Below are 14,408 nucleotides of genomic sequence, written 5' to 3'. Positions count from 1 at the left end.
TTATGCGCTTCAAGCTTGAAGCTAAAACTCGCCGCGAACTGAAGGTGTTCATGTCCACACTTACCGCCTCCGCCATCGACCCCACCCGCGCCGCCCACATCAGCGCACGCATCGACCGCTTGCCCGCCGTCGCCACTGTTTGGCGCCTGGTGGCGTTGCTCTCCATCGGCGGTTTTTTCGAGCTGTATGACCTGTTCCAGACCGCCTATATCAGCCCTGGCCTGATCAGCGACGGGATTTTTCATACCGGCAGCGAAGGCGTGTTTGGCTTCTCGGACCAGGCCGCTTTCGCCTCGGCCACGTTCCTGGGCCTGTTCCTCGGCGCCAGCCTGCTCAGCCCCATCGCTGACCGCTTCGGACGACGCGCGATTTTTACCTTTGCGCTGGTCTGGTACACAGTGGCCACGGTGTTGATGGGCATTCAAACCTCGGCCGTGGGCATCATCTGCATGCGCTTTCTGGTGGGCATTGGCCTTGGCATCGAACTGGTGACCATCGACGCCTACCTCTCGGAACTGGTGCCCAAGCGCATGCGCAGTTCGGCGTTTGCCTTTGCGTTTTTTATCCAGTTTCTGTCGGTGCCGGCCGTGGCCTTGATGTCGTGGTGGCTGGTGCCACAGGCGCCCTTCGGCATCGCGGGCTGGCGCTGGGTGGTGCTCTCAAGTGCGGTGTTTGCGCTATTTATCTGGCAACTGCGCAAGCGCCTGCCGGAGTCACCGCGCTGGCTTGCACAAAAGGGACGCTTCGAAGAGGCCGACACGATCCTGAACAACCTGGAGGCACGCTGCCGAAAGGATCACGGCAAGCCGCTGGACGAACCCGAACCCGAAGCGATCAGTGTGCAGGGCAGTGGCCGTTTCGCCGATATCTGGCAGCCGCCCTACCGTCGTCGTGCCTTGATGCTGATCGTGTTCCATGTGTTTCAGGCCATCGGCTTCTTCGGCTTTGGCAACTGGCTGCCGGCCTTGCTCTCGGGCCAGGGTGTCAGCGTGACCCACAGTTTGCTCTACGCCTTCATCATCACCCTCGCCTACCCGCTGGGCCCGCTGTTGTTCGTCAAGGTGGCCAACCGCTTTGAGAACAAATGGCAGATCGTCGGCTCAGCCATGGGTGCGGTGATCTTCGGCAGCCTGTTTGCCCTGCAAACCACAGCGTTAGGGCTGATTTTCTGCGGGGTGATGATCACCTTCTGCAACGCCTGGCTGAGCTTCAGTTATCACTCCTACCAGAGCGAATTGTTCCCCACCAATATCCGTGCTCGGGCGGTCGGGTTCTGCTATTCGTTCAGCCGTTTATCCACGGTGTTCAGCAGCCTGTTGATCGGCTTTATCCTCGAGCACCTGGGCACGCCGGGCGTGTTGGCGTTTATTGCCAGCAGCATGTTGATCGTGATGATTACCATCAGTTGGTTTGGGCCGCGCACGCGCAACCTGGCGCTGGAGAACATCGCTCACTGACGGCAACGGTTGGCCGCACAAGGAGAAGGCTTGCCGCGCCGACGACGCCAGCCCCAGTAAACACTGGGGTCTGGCAACCGGCACAGTATTTGCTCCAGCTGTCGCACCGTCTGTTTTCATAGGTGACCGATCATGCTGGTTAACAACACTCAAGCGGCGTCGAACGTGCAACAGATCACGCGACCCGACATGGACCCCGCCAACGCCGCCGCCAGTGCGCTGTACAGCGGCGCCCTGCAGGCTGCGCAACACAGCGTGACAGTGCCCGCCGCGCAGAGGGAATTGGACAAGGCCAGCGATCGCATCGACGAAGCCTTCGCCCAAACCCGCGTGCAATTACAGGCCACGACCACCAAGGCGCGTACCGAGTTCACCGAGTACATGAGCAAGACCCCAGCCGAACGCATTCGTGAACAGCTGCTCAAGGAACAAGGGCTGACCGAAGAACAAGTGCAGGCGATGCCCCAGGACAAACAAGACGCCATCGCCAAGCAAGTAGCCGAGCGCTTGAAGGAGCAGCAACAGCAGCAGGTAGCGGCGAAGGCTACTGCCTCGCCAGCCCAGGCAGTGAAAGAAACCCTGGCCGCGATCTAAACAGGTGGGAGCTGGCTTGCCTGCGAAAGCATCACCTCGGCCCAACTGATACACCGAGGTGTCTGCATCGCAGGCAAGCCAGCTCCCACACTGTTCGGTTCAGGGGTCTGACTCATGGATGACCAAGAGGCTTGAAGACAGCCTGCTGCACATCGACTTTTTTCGGGATCAGGCCGTTGGCAAAAAACAAGTCGGCGGTGCGTTGCTGGTTGGCGATGTCGATGGCCGCCAAGGGTCGGATCGGCTCAGGCGAGCGATGTTCGAAGTAGCTTTTGACCACAGCCGGTTGCAGGCCCAGGGTACCGGCCATCAGCGCGATGCTCGCGTCGGGCTGGTCAAGGGACAGGCGCTGCGCTTTACCAAGCGTCTGGATAATCGTGGCGATGGCCTCTGGGTACTGCTTGGCAAACGGGTGGTTGACCACGAAAAAACTGCCCGCCGGGTTCAACCCTTGCCCGTCCCGCAGCACACGTGCCGAGCCGTCGATCACGGCGGCCGAGTAGTACGGGTCCCACACCACCCAGGCGTCCACCTTGCCTTGTTCAAACGCGGCGCGGCCGTCGGAAGGCGACAGGTACACCACGTTCACATCCTTCCACTGCAACCCGGCGTGCAGCAGGCTTTTGAGGAACAGGTTGTGTGCACTGGAGCCCTTGAGCAATGCCACGCGCTTGCCCTTGAGTTCGGCCATGTTCTGCACGCTACTGGCCTTGGGCACCAGCACTGCTTCGGCCTTGCCCTCGTTGGGCTCGACGGCAAAATACTGCAAGTCGATCCCGGCCGCCTGGGCGAAGATCGGCGGGATATCGCCAATATTGCCGATGTCCAGGCTGCCGGCGTTGAGCGCTTCGATCAGCGGCGGGCCACCGAGGAATTCGGTCCACTGCACCTGGGTACCCGGCAGTGCGGCTTCGAAAAGCTTGTGCTCACGGGCGAGCACCATGCTGACCGAGCTTTTCTGGTAGCCGATGCGCAGCGTGGAAGGTTCGGCCGCCGAGGTGGGTTGCGCCAGTACCGCCAATGCCAGCAGCGAACTGCCCAGCAGGTGTTTGATTGCTTTCATAAGTTGCCTCTTGGTGGTTCGATTCAGATTCAAAGTGAGCACCGTCAGTGTGGGATTCGAGGCCGGTAACAGCACGGGCCATGTAGTCACTGACCGAGCGCTGGGAAATCCCCAGTTCGGCGGCGATCTGGGGGTACGTCAGGCCGTTGACGCGGGACAACAGGAACGTGGTCTTGACCTTGGCCGGCAAGCGGTCGAGCGATAGATCGATGGCTTGCAGGGCTTCGAGTACCTGGGCACGGTCCTCGGCGCAGGCTGCATCGTTATCCAGCGCAGCGAGGTAGGCACGCTCCAGGTCACGCCGGCGCCACACCTGGTACACCAGGCGCTGGGCAATGGTGGTAAGCAATGCGCGCGGCTGTCGTATCGGCGCTACCTGAGGCGCACTCAGGAGCTGGACAAACGCGTCGACGGCGATGTCTTCGGCGTGGGCACGGGAGTTGAGGTAGCGGTGCAAGCGGCTGCACAGCCAAGGGTAATGAATGCGAAACAGTGAGCCCACGTAGTCGCTGTGAGCACTATCGGCGCCGGACATGGTGGCTCCTTCTGAGTAGGTTGCGCGGTATGTCCGGTGTTCCGGTGAAGCGATCCTAGCAAGGCCTCTTATGCTTTAATAATATTTAAAACGCATTTTTATATAACCTTATTGAAGTACCGGATAGCCGATGCTGGTGGCTTTGCGCTGGTAATCCAACACCACCTGGTAGTCATCTTCGCTGGCAGGAAGCACAGCTCGCACACCGAGGGTTTGCGCCACCTGCGGCAGGTCCTGCAACGCCAGGTTCATCGCCTCACGAATCTGCGCTACCTGCGCATCGCTCAAGCCCAGCGCGCCTATGTAGGGCAAAGTCGGGCTCGGCGCGCTGCGGGTGACGATACGCAGGCCCGCCACTTCTTCGCGGGCAAATCGGGCGAGGTAGTCGTAGGTGACGCTGTCGATGGCGGCGAGGTCGCCGCGGTCTTCACGCAGCCAGCGCAAGCTCTCGCGGTGGGCACCGCTGATGCCGACGCTGGCGAAGAACCGCCCGTCGCGCTGCAACGGCGCCAGGCAGTCACGCAGCAGGTTCATGCCGCTGTTGGAGTCGTGGCCGTTGATCACGCCGCGGCTCTGGTAGAACTGCGCCAGGCGGGTACGCAGGTTGTCAGCGCGGGTCAACAGCAGGCTGCAATGTTCGCCGTGGCGGCTGTGGGCCAACTCGTAACGGGGGCGCCCAATGATACGCACCTGGCCGCGCAGTTGGGTCATCAGTGGGTAGCCGCAGGTTTGGCTGACGAGCAATTGCGGCGCCAGCCACAGGCCGGGCAAGTCGAGGTGGTCGGCGTCAAGACGATGCAGCTTCAAGCGCTCGAGGATGCGCGCCAGCCAATGTTGATTGGCCTGCTGGATGGCCTCGGGCGCAACGTACATGCGCAGGTCGGCGTAGTGCTCACTCATGGTCGTCTCTCAGGCAAACGGGTGCCGGGGACTGTCGATGGCCTTGAGGCCGTGGCGGCTGATCAACTGGCCGTACCCTTGCACCAGGAAACCACCGCTGCGCGCCAGCCACTGTTCGCGCCGGGCACGGTACACCCTGGGCAACAGGTACCACGGCAACATCGGCAGATCGTGGTGTACCAGATGCAGATTGTTGTTGAGAAACAGCCAGGCCCAGGGCCAGGACGCTTCGTTGAGCACTGTGCGCTGTTCCGGCCGAGGATGGGGTCGGTGCTCATAGTAGGAACGGATCGAGGCCAGGGACAAGGCTGGCACGCTGACTAGCAGCAGGTAATGCCAGACCGCAAGCGCACTGTAGTAGGCGATGAAACTCAGCATCAGCACAGTGACGGCGCCGTGGGCCAGCCACATTGGCCATACCTGGGGCAGGCGTTGAAACTCGTGACGCGCCAACCGGCCAATCGCCAACGGCGCAGCCAGCAGGAAGCGGCCAAGCACGGTCTTGGTCAGCCAATGCACGCCACGTTCGAACAGCGAGCTGTTGTCCCATTGCTGCTGATTGAGGTAGCGGCTTTCCGGGTCGATGCCCGGTAGGGTCAGGTCGTGGTCGTTATGGTGCAACAGGTGGCTGTCGCGGTACAGCGTGTAGGGGTACCACACCGCGAAAGGGGCATAGCCGAGGAGTTTATTCAGCCATAACGAACGGGTCGGGTGGCCGTGGAGCAATTCGTGCTGCACCGATAGCCACAGGGTCACCAGCGGAATCAGCAGCAACATGCTTAGCAACATGCCCAGCCACCGGCTGCCAAGGATCACCGCAAACCAGCCGGCATACAAGCCGATCAACAGCAGCCAGGTCGGCCACTCGGTTCTTGCCACAAAGGTCGTCGCCAGGGCTTCGATTTCCCGGCGGTGGGTCGGATCAAGGTAATTGGCCATCGGCAGCTCAGAGCAGGTGTTTCCTGCTCTGTGCAATGAGGCGGGAAAATCTTGCAGATCGTTTGGTTCTAAGCTTGTAACTCAGTGACCGAACAGGCCTGCTTCGGATTTTTTGGTCTTCTTGTCCGCGCGTTTTTCATCCGCGGTCTTTGCCGGTTTTTTCTTCGCGGCTTTCTTTGAATCCATACCTTTGGCCATGATGCATGCTCCACTAACAGGGGATGTAGCACTGGGTATACCACCTATTGCCCGGCAGAAGGCGCTTATAATCCCCTGCCCTGGATAACGCTTGTCTGAACCCCATGCCCCCATTGCACATCGAACCGCTGGCCGAGCCTCTGTGGCCACTGCTGAACAAGTTTTACCGCAGCCACAATTCATCGATGAAGGCGCTCAAGGGCGGCCGTTTGTGGGTAGTGCGAGATGGCGAGATCGTGGCCGGCTTGTGCTTGAGCCCGGTGGTGGGTGGGCAGTGGCTGACGGGGGTGTTTGTGGCGCCGACTTATCGTGGCCAGCGGCTAGCGGCGCGACTGATTGGCGAGGCGGTGGCGAGTCGTGAGGGGACGGTTTGGTTGCTGTGCCATCCGGATCTGGAAGGGTTGTATCAACGCATGGGGTTCAGCCAGGACACGGTTTTGCCGCAATCGCTGAGTGAACGGTTGGTGCGTTACAAGCGCAATAAGCCGATGATTGCAATGGGGCTCAATACCCCAGTCCTGAATAAACACTGATCCAATGTGGGTTCAGAAGGGCTATTCGTCAGCCGTTGGGTCCAGCTCCGGGAACATCACTTCAATAAACCCGAATTTGCTGAAATCGGTAATCCGCGATGGGTACAGCCGGCCAATCAAATGGTCGCACTCATGCTGCACCACCCGCGCATGGAAGCCGTCGGCAAAACGTACGATCGGCTCGCCCTTGGGGTCGAACCCTTCGTAGCGGATCTGCTGGTAACGGTTCACGGCGCCGCGCAGGCCGGGCACCGACAGGCAACCTTCATAGCCCTCTTCCAGCACCGGGCTGAGCGGTGTGATCAGCGGGTTGATCAGGATGGTCTGCGGCACCGGCGGCGCGTCCGGGTAGCGTTCGCTGGCCTCGAAACCGAAGATCACCAGTTGCAGGTCCACGCCAATCTGCGGCGCGGCCAGGCCAACGCCGCCCACGTGCTCCATGGTCTGGAACATATCGTCGATCAGTTGCCACAATTCTGGGCTGTCGAACATTTCCGGCGGCACCGGCGGGGCGATACGCAGCAGGCGCTCGTCGCCCATTTTCAGGATTTCACGGATCATTGTTCAGGCTCGGTCATGGGCTTGGAGTGGTCCCGGCCTAGGCCTGAGACGTGTTGTTTTTCATCGGTGTGGCCCGGCTCGCCTATTTCCTTCTCACCGGGGTCCTTGCCCTCGGCAGACATGTGCTCGATCACCGCGTTCATCTCCGCGCCCAGCAGCAGTACGGCAGCAGAGATGTAGAAATACAGGAGCAAGACAATGATCGCACCGATGCTGCCATACATGGCGTTGTAGTCAGCGAAGGTCTTGACGTAATAGCCAAAGCCCAGGGATGCGACGATCCATACCACCACCGCCAAGACGGAGCCGGGGGTGATAAAGCGAAATTCCTGCTCGACGTCCGGCATCACGTAGTACATGAGGGCCACGGCGAACATCAGCAAGATGACAATCAGCGGCCAACGCAGGATGGTCCACAGCGTGACCACGAATTCCTGCATGCCAATCTGCCCGGCCAGCCACTCCATGACTTGCGGGCCCAGCACCATCAGCGCGGCGGCGGCCAGCAGCATGCCGGCGATGCCCACGGTGTAGAAAATCGACAGCGGGAAACGCTTCCAGATCGGCCGCCCTTCAACCACGTCGTAGGCGGCGTTCATAGCGCTCATCATCAGGCGCACGCCCGCGGAGGCCGTCCACAGTGCGATGACAATACCCACCGAGAGCAAGCCGCCCTTGGACTGCTGCAACTGATCGATCACCGGGTTGACTTGCTCTAGCGCCTGGGGCGGCAACACCAGTTCCGACTGCAGGCGCAACCAGGTGAAGAAGTCAGGCAGGTGCAGGAAACCGATCAGGGCGATCAGGAACAGCAGGAAGGGGAACAACGAGAACAGCATCTGGTAGGCCAGTGCCGAGGCGTAAGTCGGCATCTCGTCATCGAGAAATTCAGTGACGGTGCGCATCAGCACCTTGTGCAGCTTGAGACCATCGAGTACCGGAAAAAGCATAGCGTCTCCTTTCGCCGCAAAGAGGTTGAGTTCGTGGGCGACTCAGGGGCCGTTTTCTACATCAAAGTAGCCCATTTGGCGACTTTGAAACAATTTCGAAAGTTTAGTTGCACCGCCAGATACAAAAACGGCCATCCGTGGATGGCCGTCGGGCTGCTGGGGTCAGCCAGCCGGGACGTGTTACTCAGTGGCTTTTTTCACTGCGTCCTTGGTCTTGCCCACTGCTTGCTGCGCTTCGCCTTTTTTCTCTTGGATCACGCCTTCAGCACGCAGTTTATCGTTGTCTGTGACTTTACCGACGCCTTGCTTGATGTTACCGACAGCTTCGTTCGCCAAGCCCTTTACCTTATCGGAAGTGCTGCTCATGGTATTACTCCTGATAACAATCAAATGGTTTTTGGTCACTACGTAGCGGTTGACCTGAAGCGCAGCGGCAGAGTTTCAATTATTTTTGCACGAGCATTTCATCGAAAGCGGCAGGTTTGGCTTTATGTTTTGCGGCCAACCCACGAGAATGCCCGGCACATTCAGGCTGCAACGCTGAATAACAGATCCCGTAGGAAGGTTATGAAACTCAATAAAGCACAGGCCATCGCCCGCAGAAACCAGGAACTGGGCGGTGCCGTACTCGGCGTCAACAACTGCCATTTCACCGACCTGGACCACAAACGCAACATCTGGTGGTTCGACCTGCCGGTGGGGCGCATTGCCGTGGGCCAGTACGAGTGGATCCACCTGTTGATGCACAACGCCGACACCGACCAGTTGCTGCACCTGAAGGTGCCGACCGTGTTCCTGCGTGAAAAACTCGAAGGGCTGGTGGTGCGCAATGCGGGCAAGCGCAAGCCAGAAATTACCCTGGAGTTGAGTGCCGACAAGGATTCGTTCTTGAAGGATGTGCGCCCCGCCGGTGCGGGTGTGAGTTTCGCGCAGTTCGCCCTTTAAAAACCGTGCGGGCTGCCCTGACAGGACTTTTGTAGGAGCGAGCTTGCTCGCGAAAAACTCACAGGCACCGCGTTTTTCCAGGAAGCACGCGTTACCGTTGACGTTTTTCGCGAGCAAGCTCGCTCCTACAGAAGGCGATGAACGCGCCCCCATAAAAAACCCCGCATCAGCGGGGTTTTTTATGGGTTACTTTTTAAGACCGAGTTTCTTCAGCTCTTCATCACGCAATTCACGCCGCAGGATCTTGCCCACGTTGGTGGTCGGCAGCGCATCACGGAACTCGACGGCCTTGGGCACCTTGTAGCCGGTGACGTTGGCGCGCATGTGTTCCATCACCTGGTCCTTGGTCAGGGTAGCCCCTGGCTTGACCACGATGAACAGCTTGATGTGCTCGCCGGATTTTTCATCCGGTACGCCGATGGCCGCACACTGCAGCACGCCCGGCAGGCCCGCCAGTACGTCTTCCAGCTCGTTGGGGTACACGTTGAAGCCGGAGACCAGAATCATGTCCTTCTTGCGGTCGACGATACGCATGTAGCCGTCTGGCTGGATGATCGCGATGTCGCCGGTCTTCAGCCAGCCCTCGCTGTCGAGCATCTCGTCGGTGGCGTCCTGGCGCTGCCAGTAGCCCTTCATCACTTGCGGACCTTTCACACACAACTCGCCGGTTTCGCCCAGTGCAAGCTCGGTACCGTCGTCGGCGATGACTTTACACGCGGTGGAAGGCACCGGAATGCCAATGGTGCCGATCTGGATGTGCTGGATCGGGTTGACCGTGGCCACCGGGCTGGTCTCGGTCATGCCGTAGCCTTCGCAGATCGCGCAGCCGGTCACGGCCTTCCAACGCTCCGCCGCTGCCAGTTGCAAGGCCATGCCGCCCGACAGGGTGACTTTCAGTGCAGAGAAGTCCAGCTTGCGGAAACCTTCGTTGTTGCACAGTGCCACGAACAGGGTGTTGAGGCCGACGAAGCCGCTGAACTTCCACTTCGACAGTTCCTTGACCATCGCCGGCAGGTCGCGCGGGTTGCTGATCAGGATGTTGTGGTTGCCGATCAGCATCATCGCCATGCAATGAAAGGTGAAGGCGTAGATGTGGTAGAGCGGCAGCGGCGTGATCAGGATCTCGCAGCCTTCATTGAGGTTGGAACCCATCAGCGCCTTGCACTGGAGCATGTTGGCAACGAGGTTGCGGTGGGTCAGCATCGCGCCCTTGGCCACGCCGGTGGTACCGCCGGTGTATTGCAACACAGCCACATCGCCGCTGGCCGGGCTGGCATCGTTGACCGGCTGGCCATGGCCCTTGGCGAGTACGTCGTTGAACTTGATGGCCTGGGGCAGATGATAGGCCGGGACCATTTTCTTCACGTACTTGATCACGCTGTTGATCAGCACGCGCTTGAAGGGCGAGAGCAGGTCGGCGACTTCGGTGACGATCACGTGCTTGACGGCTGTCTTGGGCACGACTTTTTCAGCCAGGTGCGCCATGTTGGCCAGGCAAACCAGGGCCTTGGCCCCCGAATCATTGAATTGGTGTTCCATTTCCCGCGCGGTGTACAGCGGGTTGGTGTTGACCACGATCAGGCCGGCGCGGATGGCACCGAATACAGCGACGGGGTATTGCAGAACGTTGGGCAGTTGCACGGCGATTCGATCGCCAGGCTTCAAGTCGGTATGCTGTTGCAGATACGCGGCAAATGCGCCGGACAATTCGTACAGTTCACCATAGGTGATTGTCTTGCCCAGGTTGCTGAAAGCCGGTTTGTTGGCGAAGCGCTGGCAGGACTGCTTCAGTACCGCCTGAATATTCGGATACTCGTCTGGATTGATTTGTGCAGCAATCCCGGCGGGGTACTTATCCTTCCAAAAGTCTTCATTCATGGAAGCCCACTCCTCAGCGACGCGAATTCATCATCGCATTTGATGCGATTATTATTGGTGTATGTTTTTAGGTGAATCTGGCGCTTTCAAGCAGGCCTAGAAGTCACAAAGCGCGCCGAGAGTAGCAGCTTTGCCAAGGGCCGCCTAGAGCCAAAAGAGGGCCCTACAGTCATAAACATGACTCAAGAATATCCAATGGTCACTTTTAGAGCAAAAATTCTATAACGCCAGAAATGGCTCTAGAACAGGCTCTCAAGGGCGAAAAATACAGTGTGGGAGCTGGCTTGCCTGCGATAGCGGTGGATCAGTCAATTCAACAGGCGACTGAAACACTGCTATCGCAGGCAAACCAGCTCCCACATTTTTGTACCCTATTTCAATTCAAGCGATGTCGCGCAGCTCCCGGCGCAGAATTTTCCCCACCGGCGTCATCGGCAACGACTCCCTCAACACAATATGCTTGGGCACCTTGTACCCGGTGAAGTTGGCCTTGCAGTACGCCTTCAGTTCCTCAAGGCTCACCCCCTGGGCCCGTGCCACCACGAACAGCTTTACCGCCTCCCCCGTGCGCTCGTCCGGCACGCCGATCACGGCGCAGTTGGCCACGGCCGGGTGGGCCATGATCACGTCTTCGATTTCGTTGGGGTACACGTTGAAGCCCGAGACGATGATCAAATCCTTCTTGCGATCCACAATACTGATGTAGCCATCGGTATCGATCACCGCAATGTCACCGGTTTTCAGCCATCCTTCGGCGTCCAGGGCCTCGGCGGTGGCGGCCGGTTGCTGCCAGTAGCCCTTCATCACTTGCGGGCCCTGGATGCACAGCTCGCCACGCTCGCCCAAGGGCAGTTCATGGCCCTGATCATCAACGACTTTCATCGCCGTACCCGGCACCGGGATGCCCACGGTACCCAGGCGTGACAGGCCGCCGTAGGGGTTGGTACTGGCCACTGGCGAGGTTTCGGTGAGGCCGTAGCCTTCGCCGATGGCGCAGCCGGTCACCGCCTTCCAGCGTTCCGCCGTGGCCTTGACCAGGGCGGTGCCGCCGGAGTTGGTGATCTTCAGGTGGGAGAAATCCAGGGTCTTGAAATCCGGGTGGTCCATCAGCGCCACAAACAGTGTGTTCAGCCCCAACAGGCCGGAGAACTGCCACTGCTTGAGCTCCTTGATAAACCCGCCGATGTCCCGTGGGTTGGTGATCAGCACGTTGTGGTTACCGGAGACCATCATGCACATGCAATTGGCCGTGAATGCATAGATGTGGTACAGCGGCAGCGGTGCAATCATCACCTCCTGCCCTTCCTTGATCAGCGGATGGCCATCGTCGCCCAGTTGCGACATGCACGCGCGCACCTGCTGCATGTTCGCCACCAGGTTGCCGTGGGTGAGCATCGCGCCCTTGGCCAGCCCGGTGGTGCCGCCGGTGTATTGCAGCACCGCGATATCGTCCAGGGTCACCGGATGGCGCGTCACCCCCAGGCCCGCGCCCATGCGCAGGGCGCGCTTGAACGACACTGCCCGCGGCAGGTGGTAGGCCGGGACCAGCTTCTTGACTTTATCGACCACGGTGTTGACCAGCCAGCCTTTGGCGGCGGGCATGAAGTCCCCCATCCTGGCTTCGATCAGGTAGTCGATCTCCGTGTCGGCGCACACCTCCTGCACACGTGAACCGAACAGGTTGAGGTAGACCAGCGCCCGCACACCGGCATCCTTGAACTGGTGGCGCATCTCGCGCGGAGTATAGAGCGGGTTGGTATTGACCACGATCAGCCCGGCGCGCAGTGCGCCGAACACCGCAACCGGATAATGCAGCACGTTGGGCAGTTGCACCGCGATGCGCTCGCCGGGCTTGAGGTCGGTGTGCTGCTGCAGGTAACCGGCAAACGCCGCACTCTGGCGCTCAAGCTCGGCGTAGGTGAGGGTAATGCCCATGCTGCTGAATGCCGGACGGTCGGCAAAGGTCGTGCAGGAACGCTCGAAGACCTCGATCACCGACTTGTAGGTGCTGAGGTCGATGGCATTGGGGACTCCCGCCGCGCGTTTGTCATTCCAGAAATCAGGTTGCATTATTCTTGTCCTCTTTACCTGAGTGTGTCCGGCCGCTGCCATGCAAATGTGCAGCAATAAGAAGCGGAGCCTTGGGGAAGTTAGCAGCTATGGCCAAACAGGCAAGACGCTGAACTGTGTCATTGATTGTATGAATCTTGCACCTAAGGCGTAGGCAGATACCCCGCCCCACGCCGGATGAGCTATACAATGCAACCACCCTGAGCAAAGGAAGCCGCCATGAACCACAGCACCTTCTGGCTGACCGCGAACGACCACACCCGTCTGTACGTCAACCAATGGATGCCCGATGGCCCGCCCAGCGCCGTGGTGATGATCTCCCATGGCATGGCCGAGCACGGCGGTCGCTATGCGCGCCTGGCGCAAGCGTTGTGTGGCGCAGGGTATGGCGTATATGCGCTGGACCAGCGCGGACATGGCCGTACCGCCGAGGCCGGCACCGTTGGGCTGTATGCTGAAACGGATGGCTGGAACAAAGTAGTGGGCGACCTGGCCAGCCTTAATCAGCACATCGGCCAACAGCACCCCGGGCTGCCGATCATCTTGCTGGGCCACAGCATGGGCAGCTATATCTCCCAGGCGTATTTGCTGCATCACAGCGCCAGCTTGCATGGCGCAATACTCAGCGGTTCGAATTTCCAGCCGGTGGCCCTTTACCGTACAGCGCAAATCATTGCGCGCATCGAGCGAGCACGCCAAGGCCTGCGAGGACGCAGTGCGTTGATCGACTTCTTGTCGTTCGGCTCATTCAACAAAGCCTTCAAACCCAATCGCACCAAGTTCGACTGGCTCAGCCGCGATCCGGTTGAAGTGGACAACTACATCAACGACCCACTCTGTGGCTTTCGTTGCACCAATCAACTGTGGATCGACCTGCTGGGTGGCTTGCAGCAAATCAGCAAAGTCTCCAACCTGGCGCAGATCGATCCAGGCCTGCCGATCCTGGTGATGGGCGGCGATTGTGATCCGGTGAGTGAAGGCAAGCGTCTCAAGAACCTGGCCCACGCCCTGCGTGAGGCCGGTTGCCAGGACGTGCAATTGACGCTTTACCCGCAGGCGCGCCATGAAGTGTTCAACGAAACCAACCGCGATGAAGTCACCGCCGACCTGCTGGCCTGGCTCGAACAGGCGCTGGCGTTGCGCAGGCCCGCCCGCTGCGAATAGTTTTTGCTTTAAAATCAGCCGATTAATTACCGTTAAGCCACAGGATGCACCTTGAGATGACCCAGGTAACCAACACCCCGTACGAAGCGCTTGAAGTGGGCCAGACTGCCAGCTTCAGCAAAACCGTCGAAGAGCGCGATATCCAGCTGTTCGCCGCCATGTCGGGTGACCACAACCCGGTGCACCTGGACGCTGAATACGCCAAGGCGACCATGTTCAAGGAGCGGATTGCCCACGGCATGTTCAGCGGTGCGCTGATCAGCGCGGCAGTGGCCTGCGAGCTGCCTGGGCCGGGCACGATTTACATCGGCCAGCAGATGACCTTTCAGAAGCCGGTGAAGATCGGCGACACCCTGACCGTGCGCTTGGAAATCCTCGAGAAACTGCCGAAGTTTCGCGTGCGCATTGCCACCCGGGTGTTCAACCAGCGTGATGAGTTGGTCGTCGATGGCGAGGCGGAGATTCTGGCGCCGCGTAAGCAGCAAGTCGTGACCTTGACCGAGTTGCCACCGATCAGCATCGGCTGACATGCACGCAGTACCAATGTGGGAGGGGGCTTGCCCCCGATAGCGCAAGTCAAATCACAGCTGCAGTGACTGATACTCCGCCATCGGGGGCAAG

At 59.6% G+C, this 14,408-nt stretch carries 15 protein-coding genes; 6 read left to right on the top strand and 9 right to left on the bottom strand.

Going from position 1 to position 14,408, the window contains the following annotated elements; all coding sequences use genetic code 11:
- Window positions 1-50 precede the first annotated feature (50 nt).
- Both BUE92_RS08400 and BUE92_RS08395 read left to right on the top strand, forming a co-directional pair.
- The gene (locus BUE92_RS08400) at window positions 51-1,457 is read left to right on the top strand and encodes an MFS transporter (protein ID WP_073523108.1); all 1,407 of its coding nucleotides are present in this window, start codon (window positions 51-53) and stop codon (window positions 1,455-1,457) included.
- 132 nt (window positions 1,458-1,589) lie between these two features.
- On the top strand, window positions 1,590-2,051 hold the full coding sequence (locus BUE92_RS08395; RefSeq protein ID WP_073523037.1) for a hypothetical protein: 462 nt from the start codon (window positions 1,590-1,592) through the stop codon (window positions 2,049-2,051).
- Between the two features lie 112 nt (window positions 2,052-2,163).
- Here BUE92_RS08395 and BUE92_RS08390 read toward each other — a convergent pair whose 3' ends face one another.
- The 4 genes from BUE92_RS08390 to BUE92_RS08375 all read right to left on the bottom strand — a co-directional run bounded on the left by BUE92_RS08390 (window position 2,164) and on the right by BUE92_RS08375 (window position 5,488).
- A complete protein-coding gene (locus BUE92_RS08390; RefSeq protein ID WP_256673943.1) occupies window positions 2,164-3,072 on the bottom strand; it encodes an aliphatic sulfonate ABC transporter substrate-binding protein in 909 nt (302 codons plus the stop codon).
- Entirely contained in the window at window positions 2,978-3,649 is a 672-nt protein-coding gene (locus BUE92_RS08385) for a sigma-70 family RNA polymerase sigma factor (RefSeq protein WP_256673940.1), read from the bottom strand. Before BUE92_RS08385 ends, BUE92_RS08390 begins: the two co-directional genes overlap by 95 nt.
- Window positions 3,650-3,757: 108 nt before the next feature.
- Complete coding sequence (locus BUE92_RS08380; protein WP_073523035.1) at window positions 3,758-4,549, bottom strand: phosphate/phosphite/phosphonate ABC transporter substrate-binding protein; 792 nt, start codon at window positions 4,547-4,549, stop codon at window positions 3,758-3,760.
- 9 nt (window positions 4,550-4,558) lie between these two features.
- Window positions 4,559-5,488 (bottom strand): fatty acid desaturase, encoded by a 930-nt coding sequence (locus BUE92_RS08375; RefSeq protein ID WP_073523034.1) that lies wholly within the window; start codon window positions 5,486-5,488, stop codon window positions 4,559-4,561.
- A 302-nt stretch (window positions 5,489-5,790) separates the two neighbouring features.
- On the opposite strand from BUE92_RS08375, the gene BUE92_RS08370 reads away from it, so the two are divergent.
- Window positions 5,791-6,219 carry a GNAT family N-acetyltransferase gene (locus BUE92_RS08370; RefSeq protein ID WP_073523032.1) on the top strand — a complete coding sequence of 143 codons (429 nt, stop codon included), beginning with the start codon at window positions 5,791-5,793 and terminating at the stop codon, window positions 6,217-6,219.
- Between the two features lie 21 nt (window positions 6,220-6,240).
- On the opposite strand, the gene def is transcribed toward BUE92_RS08370, so the two are convergent.
- The 3 genes from def to BUE92_RS08355 all read right to left on the bottom strand — a co-directional run bounded on the left by def (window position 6,241) and on the right by BUE92_RS08355 (window position 8,096).
- Entirely contained in the window at window positions 6,241-6,780 is a 540-nt protein-coding gene (gene def / locus BUE92_RS08365) for a peptide deformylase (RefSeq protein ID WP_003193731.1), read from the bottom strand.
- Complete coding sequence (locus BUE92_RS08360; protein WP_073523030.1) at window positions 6,777-7,730, bottom strand: YihY/virulence factor BrkB family protein; 954 nt, start codon at window positions 7,728-7,730, stop codon at window positions 6,777-6,779. Before BUE92_RS08360 ends, def begins: the two co-directional genes overlap by 4 nt.
- 180 nt (window positions 7,731-7,910) lie before the next feature.
- Window positions 7,911-8,096, bottom strand: coding sequence for a CsbD family protein (locus tag BUE92_RS08355; protein ID WP_003193737.1), 186 nt, complete (start codon window positions 8,094-8,096; stop codon window positions 7,911-7,913).
- Window positions 8,097-8,297: 201 nt separating this feature from the next.
- Here BUE92_RS08355 and BUE92_RS08350 point away from each other — a divergent pair, with 201 nt between their 5' ends.
- A complete protein-coding gene (locus BUE92_RS08350; protein WP_073523028.1) occupies window positions 8,298-8,675 on the top strand; it encodes a hypothetical protein in 378 nt (125 codons plus the stop codon).
- A 186-nt stretch (window positions 8,676-8,861) separates the two neighbouring features.
- Here BUE92_RS08350 and fadD1 read toward each other — a convergent pair whose 3' ends face one another.
- Together fadD1 and fadD2 are read right to left on the bottom strand one after the other, a co-directional pair.
- Window positions 8,862-10,553 carry a long-chain-fatty-acid--CoA ligase FadD1 gene (gene fadD1, locus BUE92_RS08345; RefSeq protein WP_032895580.1) on the bottom strand — a complete coding sequence of 564 codons (1,692 nt, stop codon included), beginning with the start codon at window positions 10,551-10,553 and terminating at the stop codon, window positions 8,862-8,864.
- Between the two features lie 381 nt (window positions 10,554-10,934).
- Complete coding sequence (gene fadD2, locus BUE92_RS08340) at window positions 10,935-12,623, bottom strand: long-chain-fatty-acid--CoA ligase FadD2 (RefSeq protein ID WP_073523026.1); 1,689 nt, start codon at window positions 12,621-12,623, stop codon at window positions 10,935-10,937.
- 219 nt (window positions 12,624-12,842) lie between these two features.
- Between fadD2 and BUE92_RS08335 the strand changes: the two genes are divergently transcribed.
- Both BUE92_RS08335 and BUE92_RS08330 read left to right on the top strand, forming a co-directional pair.
- Window positions 12,843-13,787, top strand: a complete 945-nt coding sequence (locus tag BUE92_RS08335; protein WP_073523024.1) for an alpha/beta hydrolase — start codon at window positions 12,843-12,845, stop codon at window positions 13,785-13,787.
- 56 nt (window positions 13,788-13,843) lie between these two features.
- Window positions 13,844-14,314, top strand: coding sequence for a MaoC family dehydratase (locus BUE92_RS08330; protein ID WP_003193747.1), 471 nt, complete (start codon window positions 13,844-13,846; stop codon window positions 14,312-14,314).
- The last annotated feature ends 94 nt before the right edge of the window (window positions 14,315-14,408 follow it).

The sequence above is a fragment of the Pseudomonas fluorescens genome, from assembly GCF_001902145.1.
Taxonomy (GTDB): Bacteria; Pseudomonadota; Gammaproteobacteria; order Pseudomonadales; family Pseudomonadaceae; genus Aquipseudomonas; species Aquipseudomonas fluorescens_BV.
This window is presented reverse-complemented; position numbering and strand designations above follow the sequence as displayed.